This is a genomic window from Actinomadura litoris, assembly GCF_009733595.1.
GTDB lineage: Bacteria > Actinomycetota > Actinomycetes > Streptosporangiales > Streptosporangiaceae > Spirillospora > Spirillospora litoris.
In genome coordinates, this window is record NZ_WOFH01000010.1 from 132301 (window position 1) to 154920 (window position 22620).

A 22620-nucleotide genomic window follows, 5' to 3' on the forward strand; every position below is an offset into this window, starting at 1 on the left:
TGTCCTCCAATCGAACGAACTAGTTGGTTCGAATTGTGCGGCACGGTCTCCGGTGATGTCAAACGAACCGGTTCGTTACAATGCTGGACATGGCCTATGACTCAGCGGCGACCAGGGAGCGCATCCTCGCGGCGGCGTCCGCCGAGTTCGCCGAGCACGGGGTCGCCGGTGCCCGGGTGGACCGCATCGCCGCGAGCGCCGAGGCCAACAAGCGGGCCATCTACGACTACTTCGGCGACAAGGACAGGCTGTTCGCCGCCGTCCTCGAACGCCTCATGACCGACCTCGCCGCCGCCGTCCCGCTGGACGGCGACGATCTCGGCGACTACGCGGAGCGGCTGTTCGACTACCATCGCGACCACCCCGAGGCCCTGCGCCTGCTTCTCTGGGAGGCGCTCGAACTCGGCGACGGCCCCGTTCCCGACGAGGCCCGCCGTACCGCCCACTACCAGGACAAGAGCCGCGCCGCCGGCAAGGTGGCGGGCGACCCGGCCACGCTGATGCTCCTCACCCTGGGCCTGGTGGCCTGGCCGCTGGCGATGCCGCAGCTCAGGCGCATGCTCCTCGGCCCCGACCACTCGCTGGACGCGCTCAGGCCCGCGATCGCCGACGCCGTCCGGGCCCTCGCCGCCCGCGACCGACCGTAAGAGCGATCCCTTTCAGAGGCCGGGCGGGGAGGGCGCCCGCGCTGGAGCACCGTCGCGATGGGGTCCCGCGCAGGTCTCCCGGGTCGTTCGATCCGTGCCGGGAACGCGCGTCGCGAGGTCACCAGCGCCCGCGCCGCCCGCGCCGACGTCGGTCAGACGGGAGTCCTGCCCGGCGATCCCCATGATCACCGCCTGGCACGGGCTCGGGAAGGCTGTTCGCGGACGCGGACGCGGCGCCCGGGGTCAGGCCAGGTACTCGGGTGGGACGTGGGAGGTCAGCCATACGCCGTTCGGGCTGAGCTGGAAGGTGTGCCCGGCGGCGGCCATGCGGCCGGACCGGACGGCCAGGACGACCGGCTCGCCCCGGCGGGACCCCACCGATCGGGCCGTCTCGCGGTCCGGGGAGAGGTGGACGGCATGGCGGTTCATGGGGCGCAGGCCCTCGCGGTGGATCGCGGGGAGGAAGCGGGCCACGGTGCCGTGGTAGAGGAACTCCGGGGGAGTGGCCGAGGGGTGCGCGAGGTCCACGCCGATCGAGTGGCCCTGGACGGCGCGGATCCGGTCGCCGTCGAGGGCGTAGCGCCGTTTGTCGTTGGCGGCCACGACGTGTTCCAGCTCGGCGCGGGTGAACGGGAAGCCGTGCCGGGCGGCGGCCGCGAGGAGGGCGGGGACGTCGGCCCAGCCCGCCGGGTCGAGGGTGAGGCCGATCCGCCCGGGGTCGTGCCTGAGGTGTTTGGCGAGGTACTTGGAGATCCTCACCAGCCGTCGCTCGTCCATGACGTGCGTCGGGGCCGGCGCGTGCGGCCGGCCCCGGGACGTGCGGCCCTACTTGGCCTGGAGGGCGGCGGCCTGCCGGGCGATCGCCGACTTGCGGTTGGCGGCCTGGTTCTTGTGGATGACGCCCTTGCTGGCGGCCTTGTCGAGCTTGCGGGCCGCGTGCCGCTGGGCGGCGTTGGCCTGGTCGACGTCGCCGGCCTCGGCGGCCTCGCGGAACTTGCGGATCGCCGTCTTCAGCTCGGACTTGACGGCCTTGTTGCGCAGGCGGGCCTTCTCGTTCTGCTTGTTGCGCTTGATCTGGGACTTGATGTTAGCCACGTCGTAGTGCCTCAGCCTTGGTTGCGATCCTGGCCCGCAGTCGCTCGATGCGGGCTCCGACGAATGTCTGACGGGGGCGGACGGTGCCCCGGGGCACGACGCTACGCCACACGCAGTCGCACAGCCTACCAAGCGCGCGGCCCCTCCCCAAACCGGGACGTGCACGGAGCATCGCGTCCGGCATGGGACCATGGAGGCTACAGATCCATGTCCACCTGTGAGTTTCGAAACGGACCCCGGTGCCAGCGCCTGACACGACCGATCCCGCGATCATCCGCAACTTCTGCATCATCGCGCACATCGACCATGGCAAGTCGACGCTCGCCGACCGGATGCTCCAGTTGACGGGGGTGGTCGAGGAGCGCCAGATGCGCGCCCAGTACCTCGACCGCATGGACATCGAGCGCGAGCGCGGCATCACGATCAAGAGCCAGGCCGTCCGGCTGCCCTGGACGGCCGACGGCGTCGACCACGTGCTCAACCTGATCGACACGCCCGGCCACGTCGACTTCTCCTACGAGGTGTCGCGGTCGCTGGCGGCGTGCGAGGGCGCGGTGCTGCTGGTGGACGCGGCGCAGGGCATCGAGGCGCAGACGCTGGCGAACCTGTACCTGGCGCTGGAGGCCGACCTGCACCTGATCCCGGTGCTCAACAAGATCGACCTGCCCGCGGCGCAGCCCGACAAGTACGCCGAGGAGCTGGCCGGGATCATCGGCTGCGACCCCTCCGACGTGCTGCGGGTGTCGGGCAAGACCGGCGAGGGCGTCCGGGAGCTGCTCGACAAGATCGTCCAGGAGGTCCCGGCTCCGGTCGGCGACCCCGACGGCCCGGCGCGGGCGCTGATCTTCGACTCGGTGTACGACACCTACCGGGGCGTGGTCACCTATGTCCGGATCATCGACGGGCGGCTGTCGCGGCGCGAGAAGAGCCTGATGATGTCGACGGGCGCCGCGCACGAGACGCTGGAGGTCGGCGTGATCTCCCCGGAGCCCAAGCCCGTCCAGGGGCTCGGGGTCGGCGAGGTCGGCTACCTGATCACCGGGGTGAAGGACGTCCGGCAGGCCCGGGTGGGCGACACCGTCACCGGGGCGAGCCGGGTCGCGCCGCAGGCGCTCGGCGGCTACCAGGACCCGAAGCCCATGGTGTTCTCCGGCCTGTACCCGGTGGACGGCGACCAGTACCCCGAGCTGCGCGACGCGCTCGACAAGCTGCGGCTGAACGACGCCGCGCTGATCTACGAGCCGGAGACCTCGGCGGCGCTCGGGTTCGGGTTCCGCTGCGGGTTCCTCGGGCTGCTGCACATGGAGATCGTCCGGGAGCGGCTGGAGCGCGAGTTCGACCTCTCGCTGATCTCGACCGCGCCGAACGTCGTCTACCGCGTCGTCATGGAGGACGGGACGGAGCACACCGTCACCAACCCCAGCGAGTTCCCCGAGGGCAAGATCGGCGACGTGTACGAGCCGATCGTCAAGGCGACGCTGCTGTCCCCGTCCGACCACATCGGCGCGATCATGGAGCTGTGCCAGGGCCGGCGCGGGATGCTGCTCGGCATGGACTACCTCTCGGAGGACCGCGTCGAGATCCGCTACACGCTGCCCCTCGCCGAGATCATCTTCGACTTCTTCGACCAGCTGAAGTCGCGGACACGCGGGTACGCCTCGCTCGACTACGAGCCGAGCGGCGAGCAGGAGTCCGACCTCGTGAAGGTCGACATCCTGCTCCAGGGCGAGTCGGTCGACGCCTTCAGCCAGATCGTCCACCGCGACAAGTCGCGCGAGTACGGGCTGATGATGACCGCGAAGCTCAAGGAGCTGATCCCGCGCCAGCAGTACGAGGTGCCGATCCAGGCGGCGATCGGCGCGCGCATCATCGCGCGCGAGAACATCCGCGCCATCCGCAAGGACGTCCTCGCCAAGTGCTACGGCGGCGACATCTCCCGCAAGCGCAAGCTGCTGGAGAAGCAGAAGGAGGGCAAGAAGCGGATGAAGACCATCGGCCGGGTGGACGTCCCGCAGGAGGCCTTCGTCGCCGCGCTGTCCACCGGTGGCGGGGAGTCCACGGACAAGGGCAAGAAGTAGCCTCTAATCCCACCGAACCGGTGGTGACGTAGCGCATTCGCATGGACACTGGGTGTCGTGAGCCATGCGATGCTGCACCAGTTCCTCGTGTCGGACCTCGTGGTGCCCGTCGGGCTGGCGCAGGAGCCGGGCCAGGAGTGCCTGACCCGGTTCGGGGCGCGCCTCGGCGACGCCACCCGGCTGGCCCCCGATCTGATCGTGTTCCGCAAGGAGCAGGTGGAGGGCGACCTCCCCTGCATCGCGGGCGCGCCGGTGCTGGCGGTCGAGGTCGTCTCGCCGGTCTCGCGCGCCGCCGACCTCGGGGCCAAGCGGGACCTGTACGCGCGAGCCGGGGTCCCGGCGTACTGGGTGGTGGACGCCGATGACGCCGCCGAGCCGGAGCTGGTCGTCCACGCGCTGTCCGCCGACGGGCGCTACGCGGCCGAGCGGGTGCCGTGGGGCGGCTCGCTGCGGCTGACCCGGCCGTTCGCGATCGACCTCGCGCCGCAGGAGATCTTCCGGCCGCCGCGCCGCGTCACCCCGAGAAGGAGAGCCGCCATGCCCGACGTCATCGCCCAGGAGAACGGCCCCGACCTGCCGCCCGCCGGGGAGCCGGTCCTGCTCGACGTCTTCGACCGCCGCTGGCCGACCGGGGCGGAGAAGACCGAGCTGTGGGACGGCTGCCCGGTCTTCTACGGCATCTGGGACGAGCGGGACGTGCGGGCCGCCCAGAGCGTCTACCCGGGCCGCGTGGTCAGGCTCGACCAGGCGCCGGGGGAGCCGGGCACGATGACCGTCCTCCCCGCGCCGGAGCCGGCGCCGCAGGCGGCCGGGGGGACGGACGCGGCTACTTGAGGATGGGCCAGGCCACCACGGACGGCACCTTGCGGAACTCGCCCCGGTTCGCCGCCCGCGCCGCGTAGACGAGGAAGAAGATCACCACGGCGGTGAACAGCAGCGGCGCCCAGATCAGCACCTCGACCGCCATCGAGAGCAGCCCGCCGACGAACCACACGGCGATGGCCGCGAGCCCCATGTTGAGGCCTTGCGCGGCGTGCCGGCGCACGTAGGGCGACCGCGCCTTGCCGAAGTAGACGATCGCCGGCGCGATCGCGCCGACGAGGAACTGGCCCAGGTAGGCCATGAGCGACCACGTCTTGTCGTCGTCGCTGACGGGGCCCTCGTGGCCGGTGAACGGCGAGGTGCCGCCCTGCCCCTGCCCCGGCTGCTGCCATCCCGGACCCGGCTGCTGCGGCTGCTGCGGTTGCTGCCAGGCGGACGGCCCCTGCTGGGGCTGCTGCCACTGGGACCCGGGCTGCTGCTGCCACGGGGACCCTTGCGGCTGCTGCTGTGGTTGCTGCCACGGCGACTGCGGCTGCTGGGGCGGCTGCGGCTGCTGCCATCCGGGCTGCTGACCCTGGCCGGGCGACGGGGGAGGCCCGTAGGCCATGGCGGGTGCCCTCCGATTTCGCTGAGCGAAGCTTGCCAACTATTGGCGAAGTGTACGACTCCTTGGACGCACGCGGAGTTCGCGCGGGTTCCCGTTCTGTCTGTCGGGCCCTCGCCCACGCCCCTCGGCGGGCGCGGCATCGCTTCGCGATCTGAGTGGTGGGGCCCCGCCTCCGGCGTCGGCCCCACCGCTCAGCCACGCGCCCCCGCGACGGCCGAGGTCGCTTGGGGAGATGTTCTGGGTCACGGCCTCCACAGGACGGCGGACGGCTGCTCCCGCGTGACCGTGACCGAGCCCGTCCAGGTGATGCCGGACGGGCGGGGCAGGTACGACCCGTCCAGGAAGAAGCCGCGGCTGACGGCGGTGACGGTCGCGGGCGCGCCGTTGTCGCCGGCGCCGACCGGGCGGCGGAGCGCCTCGACGCTCGCGATGTCGGCCACCGTCGTCCCCTCCGGCAGTTCGACGGTCGTGGCCGCGGCGCCGTCCCGCTCGATCGACCAGGTCGGCTGGTCGTGGTCGGACCGGTAGAGCCGGGACGGGTCGGACCTCAGCCGCACGCCGAGCGCGACGCCCGGCGCGGAGCCGGTCCCGGTGGGCTTGCCGGTCGTCTTGGCGAACTCGGCGAACAGGTAGGTCCGCTGGTCGCCGACCGCCGTCGTGGACGGGTCGGACGGCTTCTCGATCTTCCCCTCGCGGATCATCTCCTGCGCCATGACGCGGTAGGTCCACGGCTCACGGTCCATCACGACCTCCCGGGTGCGCCCGTCCGGACGGGTCGCGGTGACGTCCGGGAGGAAGCGCAGCGCCGCGTCCTTGGTGACGACGTCGCACATGTTGTTGTTCTGCGTGCACGTCTGGAGCAGTGGGTGGTCGTCCTCGTAGCGTCCGGTGAACTTGAGCGTGGCGTGCTCGGGCGCCTGGTAGACGCCGGTGCCGTCCACGCGCCGGCCGGACGCGTCGACCTCGACCCGGTAGATCCACTCGATGTCGGTCGTGCGCCCCCAGCGGGCCATGAGCGCGGGCGAGTCGGTGCCGCCGTCCTCATTGCTCCACACGACCGAGTACTCGATGATCCGGTGGCCCGCCGCGGCGGCGGGCCTGGTCTCGTGCCAGGCGATCAGCGGGGCGTCGGTGGTGGCGTTCTGGTAGGGGTCGGCGAGCGGGCCGTTCGTCCGCCCGATGACGACGGGCGCGTGCCGCAGGACGTCCTGGTCGGCGTGGGGCGTCCGGACGCGGGGCCGCGCGAGCGTGACGCGGCGCGCGGCGGGGGCGCTGCCGCGGGCGAAGCGCAGCGTCACCCGGTGCCCGCCGCGCCGCAGGTGCCCGAGGCCGAGGCTGCGCGGCGTCGGGTCGGAGGAGGGGACGACGAGGTCGGTCACGTGCCGCCCGTCCACCGCGATGGACACCACGGCCGACTCGGCGCCCCTGCGCGCCCAGGAGACGCCGGGCGCGGACGCGGTGAAGCCGATCACGGCCTCCCCGTCGCGGCGGGCGGTGTAGTGCAGCGTCCGGGCGGGACCGCCCCGGTGCAGCGTGAGGGTGCCCGGCGCGGACGCGGCGTGGGCGGGGACGGCCGTGAGCGGGGCGGCCAGCAGGGCGGCGGCGGTCAGGGCCGTGCCGGTCAGGGCGGTGCCGATCAGGACGCGGCCGGTCGGTTCGAGGGCGGCGTGACGCGCGCGGCTTCTCATGATCGGCGAAGCTAGGACGGCGGGGTTGCGACCGGGTGACGGGCCGGACCCCCGCGCGTGTCGGGACCGTGGCCGTCAGACGAGGACCCGGTGGTCGGGCGAGGGGCGCGGTGGTGGGGCGCGGTGGTGGGGCGCGCGGCGTTCAGGCGAGGGTGCGGACGGCCGCGAGCGCGCTCGGGAGCCGGAGCGCCACCCCGGCGAACCGCTCCGTGCCGTCCTCCGCCTGGAAGGCGTCGGGCGACCCGGGAACGGGGTCGCGCTCGGGCTCGTAGAGGGTCAGGCCGATCGCGGGCAGCCGCACGGTCCGGCCGCGCCGGACGATCTCGTGGCCGAGGCCGCCGAGCAGCGTGACGACGTCGTTCGCGGGCTCGTCGAGCAGGTCGATGCCGTCCAGCCGCAGCCGCAGCTCGGGGTTGCCGCTCCAGCCGGGGCGGCGCGTGCCGAAGATCTCGGCGAGCCGCTCGGCGCCGTCCTCGCCGCGCTCGCTGGACAGCGCGAGCCGCCCGCGCCCGACCCGGACGCTGCGGTGCCCGGCCCAGCCGCACAGGAACGAGGACTTCGGCGGCGGCGCGCCGCACCGCTCGGCGAGGGCGGTCAGCGTGGCCCAGGCGTCGGGGGCGTGGGTGGAGAACAGCAGGTCGGCGTCCGGCAGCAGGGCGCCGCGGCCGGGGTCGAGGGTGATCACGAACGGCGGGACGCGGCCGGGGAAGCGCGCGGGGTCGGGCTCCTGGAGGGTGACCAGGCCCTCCCACTCGACGGGCTCCTCCAGCGCGAACCAGGTGATCGCGGCCTCCGCGCCCAGCTCGCGGAACGTCGCGTCGGTCAGCCGTTCGGCGACGGCCTCGCGGAGCGCGTCGGCGGTCTCGCACAGGCGGCGGCGCCACCACGGCGGCTCGGGGCCGTAGCCCTCGCGCGCGCCGCCGCGCCCGCCCTCGTGCCCGCCCTCGTGCGTCTGCCAGCGGGTCCCGGCCCCGGCGAGATTCCAGCGCCGCTCGGCCCCCGAGCCGGTCACGACCACGCAGTGCCAGCCGTCCGGCTCGCCGCGCAGCAGGACACGCGCGGGCACCCGCCCCCCGTCCGCCTCCTCATTCCGCATTCGGACGACCCTATCCGGCCAAGCGGCACAGCACGCTCCATTCGGGCCTGTCCCGGCGCGCCCCGGCGAACCCGGGGATCCCGCGCCCGGCTCGACCAAGATCGTCCCGCGTGCGACCCGTCCCGGCCTGCCGGTTTCGCCGCGACACGGCGGTCGCTGTTTGGCCTGGCCGGAGATGTCGGTACGGTCGGGGGTCAGCGGTCGCGCCGCGGCGGCGTGCGGGCAGCCCGTCCACGGCCCGTGCGCCCGATCCGCGCGATCGTCCCGACCCGCCTGAACGACGTCCGATCCGACCGGATCAGACCCGATCCGATCGACCTCCGGAGGTTCGCGCGTGACCCACTCCGAGCAGGTCCTGCGCTCGCCGGCCGAGCGGGAGGCGGTGAACGGCGCCGTCCGCGCGCTGCGGTCGGCCGCGCCCGAGGGCTGGCGGCGGCTCGGCTTCGAGTTCCGCGCCACCGTCGGCATCGACAGCGCCTCCTTCGAGGTCGAGGACGAGGGCGGCGGGCGCCGCAAGGCGATGCCGCCCGGCCAGGCCGTCGGGCGGATGGACGAGTTGCGCCGCGTCATGTACCGGCGCGGCAAGGGCGCCTGGTTCACCGCGCGCCTGGAGGTGGAGCGGTCCGGCCGGTTCAGCGCGGAGTTCGACTACGACGGCGAGCCCGAGTTCACCCCGCCGCTGACGCCGTCCGCCTACGCGCTCGACCTCGACCGCTTCCCGCGCGCGGAGGAGCACATCCCCGGCTGGCTCCGCGCGAAGCTCGACGAGGCGTGACCCGGGCACCGCTCGGATGGGGGCAGACTTGAGGGGTGCCCGCTACCCTGCCCGACGGTGACCCCGTACCCGCCGACGGCGCGCTGCCCGCCGGCGCCCTGGAGGGCCTCGGGACGCGGCCGTTCGCCTTCTACATCCACGTCCCGTTCTGCGTGACCCGCTGCGGCTACTGCGACTTCAACACCTACACGGCGACGGAGCTCGGGCCGGGCGCGAGCCGCGAGAGCTACGCCGACACCGCCATCGCCGAGGTGCGGATGGCGCGGCGGGTGCTCGGCGACGCCGACCTCCCGGTCGAGACCGTGTTCGTGGGCGGCGGCACGCCCACCCTCCTCCCGCCGGGCGACCTCGGCCGCGTCCTGGCCGCCGTCGACGCCGAGTTCGGCCTCGCGCCCGGCGCGGAGGTCACCACCGAGGCGAACCCCGAGTCGGTGGACGAGGCGTACGTGGCGAAGCTGCGCGAGGCCGGGTTCACGCGCGTCTCCTACGGCATGCAGAGCGCGCGCGAGCACGTCCTGGCCGTGCTGGAGCGGAGCCACACCCCCGGACGCGTCCCCGAGGTCGTCGGCTGGACGCGCGAGGCCGGCTTCGAGCACATCAACCTGGATCTCATCTACGGGACGCCGGGGGAGACCGACGACGACTGGCGCGCGTCCCTGGAGGCGGCGCTGGAGGCCGAGCCCGACCACGTCTCCGCCTACGCGCTGATCGTCGAGGACGGCACGCGCCTGGCCGCCCAGGTGCGCCGCGGCGAGCTGACCCCGCCCGACGACGACGCCATGGCCGACCGCTACCTCATCGCCGACGAACTGCTCGGCGCGCACGGGCTGCGCTGGTACGAGATCTCCAACTGGGCCACCGGCCCGGAGGCGGCGTGCCGCCACAACCTCCTGTACTGGACGGGGGCGGACTGGTGGGGCGTCGGCCCCGGCGCGCACAGCCACGTCGGCGGCACGCGCTGGTGGAACGTCAAGCACCCCGCCGCGCACGCCGCCCGCCTCGCCGAGGGGACGACCCCGGCGCACGCGCGCGAGGTGCTGGGCGCGGCCGACCGCCGCATCGAGCGGATCATGCTGGAGCTACGGCTCGCGGAGGGCTGCCCGGTGGACCTGCTGGACGAGCGGGCCGCCCGTCGCGCCGTCGCGGACGGCCTGCTGGAGCCCGCGCCCTTCGATGGCGGCCGCGCCGTCCTGACCCTGCGCGGCCGCCTGCTCGCCGACGCCGTCGTCCGCGACCTGACCTGACCTGACTCTCGGGCAACCGCGCGAACGCCTCAGGTGACCATCGGCCAGGCCATGAACGAGGGGTAGCGGTACCACTCGCCCCGGTTGCCCGCGACGCCCGCCAGGATCAGGAAGATGATCTCCGCGACGGCCTGCACGAAGATCGTGACAAACCCGATCAGCACGAACATCAGCACGAAGTTGATCATGAGGTAGACGAACTGGGTGATCGCGAAGTTGAGGCCCTGCGCGCCGTGGTGCCGCAGGAACGGCGAGGTGTCCTTCTTGATCAGGAAGACCAGCAGCGGGGCGATGAAGCCCAGCAGGAACTGGCCGATGTGGGTCATCAGCGCCCACGTCCGCTCGTCGGAGGTCGTCGTCCCGGGCGCGCCGGGAGGCCCGTACGGCTGGACCTGCCCGCCGTAGCCCGGCTGCTGCCCGTACCCGGCCTGGCCGTAGCCGGGCTGCTGCCCGTATCCCTGGGACGGTGCCCCGTAGCCCGGTTGCCCGTACCCGGGCTGCTGCTGGTACCCCTGCTGGCCGTAGCCCTGCTGCCCGTAGTCCTGCTGCCCGTACCCGGATTGGCCGTACCCGGATTGGCCGTAGTCCTGCTGCCCGGCTCCGGGCTGGGTGTCCCAGCCCGGCGGCCCCTGCGGAGGCTGGTGCCCCTGGCCGCCCGGCTGCTCGGGTTGCCCGTGCGTCATCGCGGTGCTCCTTACCGGCACCGCCCGTCGGACGGGCCGTGGTCAGAAGGCGGTCACGAAGTCGATGAGTTCCTCTACGCGTCCGAGCAGGGCCGGTTCGAGGTCGGTGTAGGTGTCGACCGAGCGGAGTATCCGCTTCCAACCGGCACCCACGTCGTCCCCCCAGCCGAGCTCGGCGAGAACCCCTTCCTTCCAGGGTACGCCGCGAGGGATGCGCGGCCAGGCGGAAATGCCCACGGCGGCGGGCTTGACGGCCTCCCAGACGTCGATGAAGGGGTGCCCGGTGACGAGGACGTGCGGGGAGGTGACCCGCGCGGCGATCCGGCTCTCCTTGGACCCCTCGACGAGATGGTCGACGAGGACGCCGAGCCGCCGCCCCTCGCCCGGGGCGAACTCCTCGACGATGGCGGGCAGGTCGTCCACGCCCTCCAGGTACTCCACGACGACGCCCTCGACCCGGAGGTCGTGCCCCCAGATCTTCTCCACCAGCTCCGCGTCGTGGACGCCCTCCACGTAGATGCGGCTCTCCTTGGCCACCTTGGCCCGCGCCCCGCGCACCGCGATCGACCCGGACGCCGACCGGGCGGGCCCCGCCGCCCCCGCCTCCGGGGCGGCGGGACGGACGAGCGTCACCGGCTTCCCGTCGATGAGGAACCCCGACTTGGTGAGCGGGAACACCCGCCGCTTGCCGAACCGGTCCTCCAGCGTGACGCCGAACTTGTCGCAGCCGACGACCGCGCCGCAGAAACCGCTGCCGGGATCCTCGGCCACGAGGCCGGGTTCGGCCGGAATCTCGGGTATCTGGCCTTTGCGGGGCCGTCGCCAGTCGCCGGACAGCACGTCGTTTCCGTAGTTCTTACTCCGCACGGTTCCGCACATTAACCGGAAGGATAAGATCGCGCAGCCGTCCGGAAGCGTGCCGCCGCTCCTTCCCCGGCCCGCCGCAGGGGCACGGCGGGGGAAGTCGCGGGGGGCGCGGGGGCCGCGGCCTCTGCAGTCCGGCGCCTCCGGGCCGTACACTTGGCACTCGGAAGTACGGAGTGCCAGCGGTGCAGGCCGGTGGCGAGTGACGAATGGGGCCCGCGGCGGGGAGCGCGGCAGGGGATGAAGGAGGTGACCAGGTGTTGGACGACCGGAAACTCGCGGTCCTGCGCGCCATAGTCGAGGACTACGTCTCCACGAACGAGCCGGTGGGCTCCAAGGCCCTGGTGGACCGGCACAACCTCGGCGTGTCCTCGGCCACCATCCGCAACGACATGGCCGTGCTGGAGGAGCAGGGGTACATAGCCCAGCCGCACACGAGCGCGGGCCGCGTCCCGACCGACAAGGGCTACCGGCTGTTCGTCGACCGGCTGTCGACGATCAAGCCGCTGTCGGTCGCCGAGCGCCGCGCGATCGAGACGTTCCTGTCGGGCGCCTACGACCTCGACGACGTCGTCGGCCGGACGGTGCGGCTCCTCGCGCAGCTCACCCGGCAGGTCGCGGTCGTGCAGTACCCGTCGCTGACCCGCTCGTCGGTGCGGCACGTGGAGCTGGTCCCGGTCGCCGAGGGGCGGCTGCTGCTCGTCCTGATCACCAACACGGGACGGGTGGAGCAGCGGGTCATCGAGACCCACGGCGGGGTCTCCGAGGAATCGATCGGCCACCTGCGGGCGTTGCTCAACACGTGCCTGGACGGCCTCGGGCTCGGCGACGTGCCCACCGCGATCGCGGACCTCCCCGACAAGGTGGGCGCCGACGACCGGCCGCTGGCGGCGTCGGTGCTGTCGGTGCTGCTGGAGACGCTCGTCGACAAGCACGAGGAGAAGATCGTCTTCGCGGGCGCGGCGAACCTCGCCGCCGTGGACTTCTCGCAGAGCCTGCGGGACGTGCTGGTGGCGCTGGAGGAGCAGGTGGTCCTCATGCGGCTGCTCGGCGAGACCGGCGACTCCTCTACCCTTACGGTGCGGATCGGCACCGAGAACCCCGACGAGGGGCTCCGATCGACCTCGGTCGTCGCCGCCGACTACGGCGTGGGCGACCTCACCTTGGCCCGGCTCGGAGTGCTCGGGCCGACACGCATGGATTACCCCGGCACGATGGGAGCGGTACGGGCAGTGGCACGCTACGTGGGTCAGATCCTGGCGGGGTCGTAAGTGGCCAACGACTACTACGCGACCCTGGGCGTCCGCCGCGACGCCAGCGCCGACGAGGTCAAGAAGGCCTACCGCCGCCTCGCGCGCGAGCTCCACCCGGACGTCAACCCGGACCCGGAGACGCAGGAGAGGTTCAAGGAGATCACCCAGGCCTACGAGGTGCTCTCCGACCCGAAGAAGCGCGAGATGTACGACCTCGGCGCGGACCCGTTCGCGTCCGGCGGGGCCGGCGCGGGCGCGGGCGGCTTCGGCGGCGCCGGGTTCCCCTTCAGCGACATCATGGACGCCTTCTTCGGCACCGCCGCCTCGCGCGGCCCCCGGTCGCGGGCCAGGCGCGGGCGCAACGCCACGCTGCGGGTCGAGCTCGACCTCGCGGAGACGGCGTTCGGCACGACCCGCGAGCTGTCGATCGACACCGCGGTCGCCTGCACGGCCTGCGAGGGCTCCGGCTGCGCGCCGGGCACCCACCCCGAGTCGTGCGAGACGTGCCACGGCCGGGGCGAGGTGCAGCAGGTGCAGCGCTCGTTCCTCGGCCAGGTCATGACGGCCCGGCCCTGCCCGGCCTGCGGCGGCTTCGGCTCGGTGATCCGCAACCCGTGCGCCGAGTGCTCGGGCGACGGCCGGGTCCGCACCCGCCGCACGGTCAAGGTGAAGATCCCGGCGGGCGTCGAGAACGGCATCCACATCCAGCTCGCGGGGGAGGGCGAGGTCGGCCCCGGCGGCGGCCCGCCCGGCGACCTGTTCCTGGAGATCGTGGAGAAGGCCCACCCGATCTTCGAGCGGGAGGGCGACGACCTGCACTGCACGGTCGAGATCCCGATGACGGCCGCCGCGCTCGGCACCAGCGTCACGGTCGAGACGCTGGACGCCGCCGAGGGCGTCGACATCAAGCCGGGCACGCAGTCCGGGCAGGTCATCACGCTGTACGGGCGCGGCGTCCGGCACCTGAACGAGAGCGGCCGCGGCGACCTGATGATCCACGTGAACGTGGAGACCCCCGGCCGGCTCGACGAGGAGCAGGAGGAGCTGCTGCGGCGGCTCGCCAAGCTCCGCGGCGAGGAGCGCCCGCCCGGCAAGTTCGCCCCCGGGCAGCGCGGCATGTTCTCCCGCATCAGGGACGTGTTCAACCAGCATTGAAGCGCCGCCGTGGCGGCCTACCACGAGGGCCGCCACGGCGATTCGGGGGGAGCGCGATGAGTCCGCCGGTGTTCCTCGCCGCGTCCGCGGCGCTGGAGGGCGACCGGGTCCTGCTGGACGGGCCGGAGGGGCGGCACGCCGCGACCGTCCGGCGGCTGCGGCCCGGCGAGCGCGTCGACCTGACCGACGGCGCGGGCCTGCTGGCCGAGTGCGTCGTCGCCGCCGCCGACCGCGCGTCCCTCACGCTGGACGTCGTGGCGCGGCACCGCGAGCCGCCGCCCGCGCCCCGCCTCGTCGTCGTCCAGGCGCTGCCGAAGGGCGACCGGGGCGAGCTGGCGGTCGAGACGATGACCGAGGCCGGCGTGGACGAGATCGTCCCCTGGTCGGCGGCGCGCTGCGTCACGCGGTGGCGGCCCGAGCGCCGCGAGAAGGCCCTGGCCCGCTGGCGCGGCACCGCGCGCGAGGCGGGCAAGCAGGCCCGCCGCCCCCGGTTCCCCGACGTCGCCGACCTCGCCTCGACCGAGCAGGTCGCGGCGCGGCTCGCGGCGGCGTCGCTGGCGCTCGTCCTGCACGAGGAGGCCGACGCGCCGCTCAGCGCCGTGCGGCCGCCGGCGGACGGCGAGATCGTCCTCGTCGTCGGCCCCGAGGGCGGCATCACCGGCGAGGAGCTGGAGGCGCTGGGCGCGGCGGGCGGGCGGCCCACCCGGCTCGGCCCGACGGTGCTGCGCACCTCGACGGCGGGCGTCGCGGCGGCGGCCGTGCTGCTGGCGGCCACGGGACGCTGGTAGCGCCGCTGGGCCGCGCTTGCGGCCGGAGGCTGCCGGGAGGGGGAGCGGGGAGCTTTCGGTTCGGGAGCGGGGGAGCGGGAGGCGTGGCGCCCGGTCAGGGCGTGGTGGCGGCGGGGGCCTGCTCGGAGGTGGTGGAGGGCTCGGTCGAGGTGGGCTGCGTCGGCTTGTCGGTCGGCGGCGGGTCGGTCGGCTTGATCGTGGTCGGCGGCGCCGGCGTGGGCGGCGCCGAGGTGGCGGGCGGGCCGCCGCCGGGGCACGGCTTGGCCGCGGGCGGCTTCGCGTCGGCCTCCTCGCCCTTCTTCGACGGCGAGGCGCTCGGCGTCGGCGTGGGCGGCGGCGAGATGACGCAGGCCGACATGCCGGGCGAGCCCGTGGTGGAGGGCGACCCTGACGGCGTCAGGGAGCCGGCCGCGCTCGGCCCGTCCGGCGTCGGGGAGCCGGGCGGGATCGGTCTGCCCTGAGCGTCGGTGCGGTCGCCGTCGTTGTCGGTGCCGGTCCCGGCTGAGGGCCCGTCACTGCCCACCGAGTGCTGGATCAGGTCGATCGTCTGGGGGGCCGTCACGCCGATCCCGGCGACCGCGACGGCCGCGGCGACGGCGAGGACGGGGCGCGTCCAGTTCACCGCGAACCGGTTCGGCCCGAGCCACGCCCCGCCGAACCGTTCGAGGCCGAACCGGCGGCGACCACCGCCGTCCGCGATCCGGGCCCGGATGCGCTCCAGCCCATCGCCCGCGGGGCTGACCGCGTCCGCCTCCGCGTTCAGGGCGCGGCGGAGTATTTCGCCGTGCTCGTCGTGGGGGTCGGGTGTCATGAGAACTGCTCCAGGACGTTGCGTAGCGCGGTCATTCCACGCGCCGTATGGCTCTTCACGGCGCCGCGGGAGATCCCCATCGCGTTGGCGATCTCCGCTTCGGACAGATCGGCGTAGTAGCGCAGGACGAGCGCCTCGCGCTGCCGTGCGGGCAGCCCCGACAGCGCGTCGATCACGGCGGAGCGCTCAAGCTCCCCGATCGCCCCGGCCTCCGCGCTCGGCGCGTCGGGCAGCCCCTTGGGGGCGTACTTCTCCACGACGGCGCGGTGCCGCAGCACCGACCGCGACCGGTTGACCACCGACTGGCGCAGGTACGACAGGGCCTTGTCGGGGTCGCGCAGCCGCCGCCAGCCGCCGTGCATCGCGACGAACGCGTCCTGGACGACCTCCTCGGCCGTCCCCGCGTCGCGGACGAGCATGGCGGCGAGCCGGACGAGGGAGCGGTAGTTGGCGCTGTAGAGCGCGGTCACCGCCTGGTCGGCGTCCCAGGCGACGGCCACGGCCGCCGTGCCCCTGGCCACGAGGGTCTCGGTCACGTCAGTGGGACGCGCACCCTCGTCACCGGGTTTACGAAAGGGCATCTCTCGGTCTGCCTCGGTCACCTATCCGCCGCCTTTGCCGTCCCCCGGCCGTCCATTCGGACGGACGCCCGGGCGGGCGCCGTCGAACGGGCGCGGCAGCACGGGCGAGGCGCGCCGAAGCCTGCGGACCGGGGGGTACGCCTTGGATTGACCACCCTAACGAAGAGGCCGCGCGAAATGCGGGCGACGGACGGAGAAACGATCAGCGGGTCCCATCCGTGGCGATCTTGTGGCCGTAAAGCGATCGGCGGCGCGGCGCGGTGCGCCGGGGGCCCTTTCCGCCTCGATAGGATTCCGGGCGGCCGGGTGCACGGGACCGGTCGTGCGGGACAGCCCGCGCGGACCGGGCCGTGCGGGAGAGCGAGGGGGAGGAGAGCGATGTCCGACTGCCTTTTCTGCAAGATCGTTTCGGGTGAGGTGCCCGCGACCATCGTCCGCGAGGGCGAGCGGGTGGTCGCGTTCCGCGACATCAACCCGCAGGCCCCCACCCACGTGCTGGTCATCCCCAGGGACCACCACCCCACGGTCGCGGAGCTGGCCGCCGCCGACCCGGCGCTGCTCGCCGAGGTGGTCGGCGAGGCTCACCAGGTCGCGCGGGACGAGGGCGTCGACGGCACCGGCTACCGGCTCGTGTTCAACACCGGCTCCCAGGCCGGCCAGACCGTCTTCCACGTGCACGCGCACGTCCTCGGCGGGCGTGGCCTGAACTGGCCGCCCGGCTGACCCCGCGCCCCGCGCGGGCGCTCCGGGGCCCGTAAATGGGGCGGCGTTCCGTCGTGGGCGGCCAGTACCATGGATGCGACACACGCTGGACACCGGAGCAGACAGAAAGCAGGTCCGAGAGGCCGTAAGGCCCGGCTGATGGTCGAATCAACTCACGCGAGGCGCGACGGCCGAGCAGGCTCGCGCACCCAGATCAAGATCGTGGTGCCGGACGACCATTCGATGGTGAGCCTGCTGGGCTCCCGGGACGAACTGCTCCACGCGATAGAGCAGGCGTTCGGCAGCGACCTCGACATCCACGTCCGCGGCAACGAGATCACCGTGACCGGCCCCGGGGACGAGACCGACCTGGTCTCCCGGCTGTTCACCGAGATGTTCGACCTGCTGAAGGGCGGCGCGCAGCTCACCCCCGACGCCATCGAGCGGAGCCTGGCGATGCTGCGCGGCGAGGGCGGCGAGCGCCCGGCCGAGGTCCTCACGCTGGACGTGCTGTCCAGCCGGGGCCGCACGATCCGCCCGAAGACGCTGAACCAGCGCCGCTACGTCGACGCGATCGACCGGCACACGATCGTGTTCGGCATCGGCCCGGCGGGCACCGGCAAGACCTACCTGGCCATGGCCAAGGCGGTCCGCGCCCTCCAGGACAAGCAGGTCAACCGGATCATCCTGACCCGCCCGGCGGTCGAGGCGGGCGAGCGGCTCGGCTTCCTGCCGGGAACGCTCTACGAGAAGATCGACCCCTACCTGCGGCCGCTGTACGACGCGCTGCACGACATGGTCGACCCCGACTCGATCCCCCGCCTGATGGCCGCCGGCACCATCGAGGTCGCCCCGCTGGCGTACATGCGCGGCCGCACGCTGAACGACTCCTTCATCATCCTGGACGAGGCGCAGAACACCTCGCCCGAGCAGATGAAGATGTTCCTCACCCGGCTCGGCTTCGGCTCCAAGGTCGTGGTGACCGGCGACGTCACCCAGGTCGACCTGCCGAACGGGCACCTCAGCGGGCTCCGCGTCGTCCAGGACATCCTCGGCGGCGTCGAGGACATCCACTTCTCCCGGCTCGACAGCCGCGACGTGGTCCGGCACAAGCTGGTCACCGACATCGTCGACGCCTACAACCGCTACGACGAGGCGCGCGTGCCGCAGTTCAAGCAGCCCGCGGCGGGCCGCGGCGGGCCGCGCAAGCGGGGGCGGTAGTGACGATCGACGTGGTGAACGAGTCCGGCGTCCAGGTCGCCGAGAAGGACATCGCCGACCTGGCCCGCCACGTCCTGGACGCCCTGCGCGTGCACCCGCTCGCCGAGCTGTCGGTGCTGCTGGTCGACGAGGCGGCGATGACCGAGCTGCACGTGAAGTGGATGGACGAGCCCGGCCCGACCGACGTGCTGTCCTTCCCGATGGACGAGCTGCGCCCCGGCCACCTGTCGGGCGGCGCCGACGAGGACGGCGAGGCCGACCCCGGGCTGCTCGGCGACGTCGTGCTGTGCCCGGCGGTGGCCGAGCGGCAGGGCCGCGAGGCCGGCCACGGCACCGCGGCCGAGCTGGAGCTGCTGTGCGCGCACGGCATCCTGCACCTGCTCGGCTACGACCACGCCGAGCCGGAGGAGCACAGGGAGATGTTCGGCCTCCAGGCGGAGCTGCTCACCTCCTGGCAGGAGAAACGCGGCCGGTCATGACCGCCGCGGCCGGGTCATGAGCACGACGCAGGGATGGCTGTCCGCCCTGGCGGTGGTCCTGGTCTTCGCCGCGGGCCTGCTGGCCGGCACCGAGACCGCGCTCGCCCGGGTCTCGCGCGTCACCGTCGAGGACAGCGTCCGCGAGGGCCGCCGCGGCTCCCGCCGCCTCGCCGAGGTCGTCGCCGACCCGGCCCGCTACGTCAACATGGTGCTGCTGCTGCGCATCGGCTGCGAGCTGGTCGCCACCGTGATCGTCGCCGACCTGTGCGTGACCTGGCTGGATGAGACCTGGCGCGCCTACGTCGTCGCCGCCGCGATCATGATCGTGGTCAGCTACGTCGTGATCGGCGTCGGCCCCCGCACGCTCGGCATCCAGCACGCCGACCGGATCGCCCTCGCCGGCGCCGCCGTGATCCACCCGGTGACGCGGGTGTTCGGCCCGCTGCCCCGGCTGCTGATCCTGCTCGGCAACGCGCTGACGCCCGGCAAGGGCTTCCGGGAGGGCCCGTTCGCCTCCGAGGCGGAGCTGCGCGACCTCGTCGACCTCGCCGAGCAGCGCAGCCTCATCGAGCCGGACGAGCGCGAGATGATCCACTCGGTGTTCGAGCTGGGCGACACGCTCGTCCGCGAGGTGATGGTGCCGCGCACCGACATCGTGTTCGTGGAGCGCGACAAGACGCTGCGCCAGGCGATGTCGCTGGCGCTGCGCAGCGGCTTCTCCCGCATCCCCGTCGTCGGCGAGAACGAGGACGACGTCGTCGGCATCGCCTACCTCAAGGACGTCGTCCGCCGCGGCCAGGAGAACCGCGAGCGCGAGGGCGTCGAGACCGTCGACTCGGTCATGCGGGAGGCGACCTACGTCCCCGACAGCAAGCCGATCGACGAGCTGCTGCGCGAGATGCAGGCCCGCCAGATCCACCTCGCGATCGTGATCGACGAGTACGGCGGAACCGCCGGGCTCGTCACCATCGAGGACATCCTGGAGGAGATCGTCGGCGAGATCACCGACGAGTACGACCGCGAGACCCCGCCGGTGACCTGGCTGTCGGACGACGTCGCCCGCGTCACCGCCCGGCTGCCCGTCGAGGACCTCGCCGAGCTGTTCGACACCGAGATCGACGTCGAGGAGGTCGACACGGTCGGCGGCCTGCTCGCCCACGCGCTCGGCCGCGTCCCCATCGAGGGCTCCACCGCCGAGGTCGGCTCCGCCCACAACGGCGCCGCGCTCTCCCTGAAGGCCGAGACGATCGCGGGCCGCCGCAACCGCGTGGGGACGGTGCTGGTCAGCAGGGTCTGACCGTGTCGGGACTGACCGTGATGGGTCCGACCGTGCCGGGTCTGACGGCGATGAGTGCGACCACGATGCCCGGTCAGGCCTCCAGGGCGGCGCGGAGGGTGCCGTCGGGGGCGGCCAGCAGGACGGTCGCCTCGGGGCCGAGCTCGCGGACGGTCGTGACGTCGGAGGCGGTCGCCGCGTCGGCGGTGCTGACCAGGGCGGCGGCCTCCAGGCTCTCGGCGCCGCTCGACACCGCCATCGCGACGGCGACCTGGAGGGCCGACAGCTTCAGCGACGGCAGGTCGACGCCGGTCGCGGCGTAGGTCCGGCCGGTCTCGTCCCGGACGGCGGCGCCCTCGGCGGCTCCCGTGCGGGCCCTGGACGACCGCGCCAGGGTGATGATCTTCGCGTCCTCGGAGTTCAGCTCGCTCACGCCCCCCAGCGTACGGGGCGGGCGGCCCTCGGCTTCCCGCAAGTGGCCGCAAGTGCCCCCGGCCGGGATCCCAAGTGGGTGCCAAGTGGGCGGCAAGGGGACGGCGCGACCCTCGGGAGGTCAATGGAGATTGTCTGGGGGAGTTGTGATGTCCCGTCTGCTGTACCGCCTCGGGAGAGCCGCCGCGCTGCGGCCGTGGCGGTTCATCGTCGTGTGGCTGGTGCTCATCGGGGCGATGGCCGGGATCGCCGGGGTCGCGGGCGGCACGCTGCATGACAACTACACGCTGTCGGGGACCGGGTCGCAGGAGGCCCGCGACCTGCTGGAGGACCGGTTCCCCGCGCTGTCGGGCGCGGACGCGCGGGTCGTGGTGCACGCGAAGTCGGGCACGGTGGACCAGGCGGCGCTCGGCACGGCGAGCGCGGAGCTGCGCAAGCTGCCGCACGTGAGCGCGGTGGATCCGCCGCAGCCGTCCAAGGACGGCGCGACCGCGCTGATGACCGTCCGGTACTCGGTGCCGGTGACCGACCTCGCGCCCAAGCCGACGCTGGAGTTGCTGCGGGACGCCACCGGCAACCTCGACAAGGCCGGATACCAGGTCGAGTTCGGGGGGCAGGTGCCCGAGAACGTGACGGCGCCGGGGGGCGTCGCCGAGGCGGTCGGGATCGTCGCGGCGCTGGTGATCCTGCTGCTGGCGTTCGGGTCGGTCGTGGCGGCGGGGCTCCCGCTGGCCGTCGCGCTGGCGGGGCTCGGCGTCGGGGTGTCGGGGATCACACTGCTCGCGCTGTTCACCAACGTGGCGACGACGTCGCCGACGCTGGCCTCGATGGTCGGGCTCGGCGTGGGGATCGACTACGCGCTGTTCATCCTCACCCGGCACCGCGAGGGGCTCGCGGGGGGCCTGGACGTCCCCGAGTCGGTGGGGCGCGCCATCGCCACGGCCGGCATGTCGGTGATCTTCGCCGGGTTCACGGTGCTGCTGGCGCTGTGCGGGCTGGTGCTGTCGCGGATCCCGTCGTTCATGACGATGGGCTTCGCGACCGGGCTCGTCGTGGCGGCGACGGTGCTGAGCGCGGTCACGCTGCTGCCCGCCGTCCTCGGCCTGTCGGGCCGCCGGGTGCTGCGCCGCCGCGACCGCGCGGCCGGCGCGACGATCTCGGCGGAGTCGCCGAGGGTCCGCCGGTGGGCCGAGCACGTCGGCCGGCACCCGTGGCCGTGGCTGGTCGCCGCGCTGCTGCTGATGCTCGCGCTGGCGGCGCCGATGCTCGGCATGCGCACCTGGCCGAGCGACGCCAGCAGCGAGCCGACCTCCAACACCGTCCGGCAGTCCTACGACCTCGTCGCGGACGCCTACGGGCCCGGCGCCAACGGCACGTTCCTCGTCGCCGCCGACCTGGAGAAGGTGGACGCCTCGGCGCTGCCCGGCCTCGGGCAGAAGCTCTCCCGGGTCGACGGGGTGGTCGCGGTCGCGCCGGCGCAGCTGTCGCCCGACCGGACCGCCGCCGTGATCATCGTCACCCCGGAGTACGGGCCGCAGGACGAGGCGGTGACCGGGCTCGTCGACCGCATCCGCGCCGACGTCCTGCCGCCGGGCACGGAGATCACCGGGTTGACCGCGACGTATGTCGACCTGTCCCGGGTGCTGTCGGAGCGGCTGTGGCCGGTGATCGGCGTCGTCGTCGCGACCTCGTTCATCATGCTGATGATCGTCTTCAGGTCGGTGCTGGCGCCGCTCAAGGCCGCCGCGATGAACCTGCTGTCGATCGGCGCCGCCTACGGGGTGCTGACCGCCGTGTTCCAGTGGGGGTGGGGCGCCGAGCTGCTCGGGCTCCCGCACAGCGTCCCGGTGTCCAGCTTCATCCTGCTGCTGATGTTCGCCGTGCTGTTCGGCGTCTCGATGGACTACGAGGTGTTCCTGCTCTCGCGGGTCCGGGAGGAATGGCTGCGCAGCGGCGACGCGCACGGCTCGGTGTCCACCGGGCTCGCCGCGACCGGCCGGGTGATCACCAGCGCGGCGCTGATCATGGTGGCGGTGTTCCTCGGGTTCGCGATGGACCCAGGCGTGATCATCAAGCAGATGGGCGTCGGGCTCGCGGCGGCGGTGGCGCTGGACGCGACGATCGTCCGGCTGGTGCTGGTGCCCGCCACGATGGCGCTGCTCGGACGGGCGAACTGGTGGCTGCCGAAGCCGCTGGCCCGCGTCCTGCCGAACATCGACCTGCACGGCGCCACCCCCGCCGGGGACGCCGAGCGCGAGCACCAGCCCGCGTGACCGCCCGGTGATCGCTGTGTAGCGGGGGCCCGGACGGCTGGTCGTCATGT

At 73.3% G+C, this 22620-nt stretch carries 23 protein-coding genes; 13 read left to right on the top strand and 10 right to left on the bottom strand.

The window, feature by feature from the left end:
* Positions 1-89: 89 nt before the first annotated feature.
* Positions 90-647: a TetR/AcrR family transcriptional regulator gene (locus GNZ18_RS26550; RefSeq protein ID WP_156219278.1), complete on the top strand. Its 558-nt coding sequence runs from the start codon at positions 90-92 to the stop codon at positions 645-647.
* 243 nt (positions 648-890) lie between these two features.
* Here the strand turns inward: GNZ18_RS26550 and GNZ18_RS26555 are convergent, their stop codons facing one another.
* Both GNZ18_RS26555 and rpsT read right to left on the bottom strand, forming a co-directional pair.
* Positions 891-1424 (bottom strand): RNA 2'-phosphotransferase, encoded by a 534-nt coding sequence (locus tag GNZ18_RS26555; protein WP_156219279.1) that lies wholly within the window; start codon positions 1422-1424, stop codon positions 891-893.
* Between the two features lie 48 nt (positions 1425-1472).
* Positions 1473-1742: a 30S ribosomal protein S20 gene (gene rpsT, locus GNZ18_RS26560; RefSeq protein ID WP_214617606.1), complete on the bottom strand. Its 270-nt coding sequence runs from the start codon at positions 1740-1742 to the stop codon at positions 1473-1475.
* A 239-nt stretch (positions 1743-1981) separates the two neighbouring features.
* Between rpsT and lepA the strand changes: the two genes are divergently transcribed.
* Both lepA and GNZ18_RS26570 read left to right on the top strand, forming a co-directional pair.
* Positions 1982-3820, top strand: a complete 1839-nt coding sequence (lepA, locus tag GNZ18_RS26565) for a translation elongation factor 4 (RefSeq protein ID WP_214617607.1) — start codon at positions 1982-1984, stop codon at positions 3818-3820.
* 57 nt (positions 3821-3877) lie between these two features.
* Positions 3878-4654 carry a Uma2 family endonuclease gene (locus GNZ18_RS26570; protein ID WP_156219280.1) on the top strand — a complete coding sequence of 259 codons (777 nt, stop codon included), beginning with the start codon at positions 3878-3880 and terminating at the stop codon, positions 4652-4654.
* On the opposite strand, the gene GNZ18_RS26575 is transcribed toward GNZ18_RS26570, so the two are convergent.
* The 3 genes from GNZ18_RS26575 to GNZ18_RS26585 all read right to left on the bottom strand — a co-directional run bounded on the left by GNZ18_RS26575 (position 4647) and on the right by GNZ18_RS26585 (position 8033).
* Positions 4647-5249, bottom strand: a complete 603-nt coding sequence (locus tag GNZ18_RS26575; RefSeq protein ID WP_156219281.1) for a DUF4870 domain-containing protein — start codon at positions 5247-5249, stop codon at positions 4647-4649. The genes GNZ18_RS26570 and GNZ18_RS26575 overlap by 8 nt on opposite strands.
* A gap of 242 nt (positions 5250-5491) precedes the next feature.
* A complete protein-coding gene (locus GNZ18_RS26580; RefSeq protein WP_156219282.1) occupies positions 5492-6937 on the bottom strand; it encodes a hypothetical protein in 1446 nt (481 codons plus the stop codon).
* Between the two features lie 142 nt (positions 6938-7079).
* Entirely contained in the window at positions 7080-8033 is a 954-nt protein-coding gene (locus GNZ18_RS26585) for a hypothetical protein (RefSeq protein ID WP_156219283.1), read from the bottom strand.
* 334 nt (positions 8034-8367) lie between these two features.
* Here GNZ18_RS26585 and GNZ18_RS26590 point away from each other — a divergent pair, with 334 nt between their 5' ends.
* Positions 8368-8808 carry an antitoxin YezG family protein gene (locus GNZ18_RS26590; protein ID WP_214617612.1) on the top strand — a complete coding sequence of 147 codons (441 nt, stop codon included), beginning with the start codon at positions 8368-8370 and terminating at the stop codon, positions 8806-8808.
* A gap of 35 nt (positions 8809-8843) precedes the next feature.
* Complete coding sequence (hemW, locus tag GNZ18_RS26595; RefSeq protein WP_312874754.1) at positions 8844-10052, top strand: radical SAM family heme chaperone HemW; 1209 nt, start codon at positions 8844-8846, stop codon at positions 10050-10052.
* Between the two features lie 29 nt (positions 10053-10081).
* Here the strand turns inward: hemW and GNZ18_RS26600 are convergent, their stop codons facing one another.
* The gene (locus GNZ18_RS26600; RefSeq protein ID WP_156219284.1) at positions 10082-10735 is read right to left on the bottom strand and encodes a DUF4870 domain-containing protein; all 654 of its coding nucleotides are present in this window, start codon (positions 10733-10735) and stop codon (positions 10082-10084) included.
* Positions 10736-10777: 42 nt separating this feature from the next.
* A complete protein-coding gene (locus tag GNZ18_RS26605) occupies positions 10778-11602 on the bottom strand; it encodes a DUF3097 domain-containing protein (protein ID WP_308166017.1) in 825 nt (274 codons plus the stop codon).
* 254 nt (positions 11603-11856) lie between these two features.
* On the opposite strand from GNZ18_RS26605, the gene hrcA reads away from it, so the two are divergent.
* The 3 genes from hrcA to GNZ18_RS26620 are packed head-to-tail and all read left to right on the top strand — an operon-like array spanning position 11857 to position 14795.
* Positions 11857-12870, top strand: coding sequence for a heat-inducible transcriptional repressor HrcA (gene hrcA / locus GNZ18_RS26610; RefSeq protein ID WP_214617615.1), 1014 nt, complete (start codon positions 11857-11859; stop codon positions 12868-12870).
* On the top strand, positions 12871-14007 hold the full coding sequence (gene dnaJ, locus GNZ18_RS26615; protein ID WP_214617616.1) for a molecular chaperone DnaJ: 1137 nt from the start codon (positions 12871-12873) through the stop codon (positions 14005-14007).
* A gap of 56 nt (positions 14008-14063) precedes the next feature.
* Positions 14064-14795, top strand: a complete 732-nt coding sequence (locus tag GNZ18_RS26620) for a 16S rRNA (uracil(1498)-N(3))-methyltransferase (protein WP_156219287.1) — start codon at positions 14064-14066, stop codon at positions 14793-14795.
* 94 nt (positions 14796-14889) lie between these two features.
* Here the strand turns inward: GNZ18_RS26620 and GNZ18_RS26625 are convergent, their stop codons facing one another.
* Both GNZ18_RS26625 and GNZ18_RS26630 read right to left on the bottom strand, forming a co-directional pair.
* Positions 14890-15606, bottom strand: coding sequence for a hypothetical protein (locus tag GNZ18_RS26625; RefSeq protein ID WP_156219288.1), 717 nt, complete (start codon positions 15604-15606; stop codon positions 14890-14892).
* A complete protein-coding gene (locus GNZ18_RS26630; protein WP_156219289.1) occupies positions 15603-16187 on the bottom strand; it encodes a SigE family RNA polymerase sigma factor in 585 nt (194 codons plus the stop codon). The genes GNZ18_RS26625 and GNZ18_RS26630 overlap by 4 nt, the downstream gene beginning before the upstream one ends.
* 378 nt (positions 16188-16565) lie before the next feature.
* On the opposite strand from GNZ18_RS26630, the gene GNZ18_RS26635 reads away from it, so the two are divergent.
* The 4 genes from GNZ18_RS26635 to GNZ18_RS26650 all read left to right on the top strand — a co-directional run bounded on the left by GNZ18_RS26635 (position 16566) and on the right by GNZ18_RS26650 (position 19886).
* Positions 16566-16910 carry a histidine triad nucleotide-binding protein gene (locus GNZ18_RS26635; protein WP_156219290.1) on the top strand — a complete coding sequence of 115 codons (345 nt, stop codon included), beginning with the start codon at positions 16566-16568 and terminating at the stop codon, positions 16908-16910.
* 138 nt (positions 16911-17048) lie between these two features.
* Positions 17049-18110 (top strand): PhoH family protein, encoded by a 1062-nt coding sequence (locus tag GNZ18_RS26640; protein WP_156219291.1) that lies wholly within the window; start codon positions 17049-17051, stop codon positions 18108-18110.
* Positions 18110-18589, top strand: a complete 480-nt coding sequence (gene ybeY, locus GNZ18_RS26645; protein WP_214617618.1) for an rRNA maturation RNase YbeY — start codon at positions 18110-18112, stop codon at positions 18587-18589. Before GNZ18_RS26640 ends, ybeY begins: the two co-directional genes overlap by 1 nt.
* A gap of 16 nt (positions 18590-18605) precedes the next feature.
* Complete coding sequence (locus GNZ18_RS26650) at positions 18606-19886, top strand: hemolysin family protein (RefSeq protein ID WP_156219292.1); 1281 nt, start codon at positions 18606-18608, stop codon at positions 19884-19886.
* Between the two features lie 73 nt (positions 19887-19959).
* On the opposite strand, the gene GNZ18_RS26655 is transcribed toward GNZ18_RS26650, so the two are convergent.
* The gene (locus GNZ18_RS26655; RefSeq protein ID WP_214617619.1) at positions 19960-20298 is read right to left on the bottom strand and encodes a cytidine deaminase-like protein; all 339 of its coding nucleotides are present in this window, start codon (positions 20296-20298) and stop codon (positions 19960-19962) included.
* Positions 20299-20446: 148 nt separating this feature from the next.
* On the opposite strand from GNZ18_RS26655, the gene GNZ18_RS26660 reads away from it, so the two are divergent.
* On the top strand, positions 20447-22570 hold the full coding sequence (locus GNZ18_RS26660; protein WP_156219293.1) for an MMPL family transporter: 2124 nt from the start codon (positions 20447-20449) through the stop codon (positions 22568-22570).
* Positions 22571-22620: the final 50 nt, after the last annotated feature.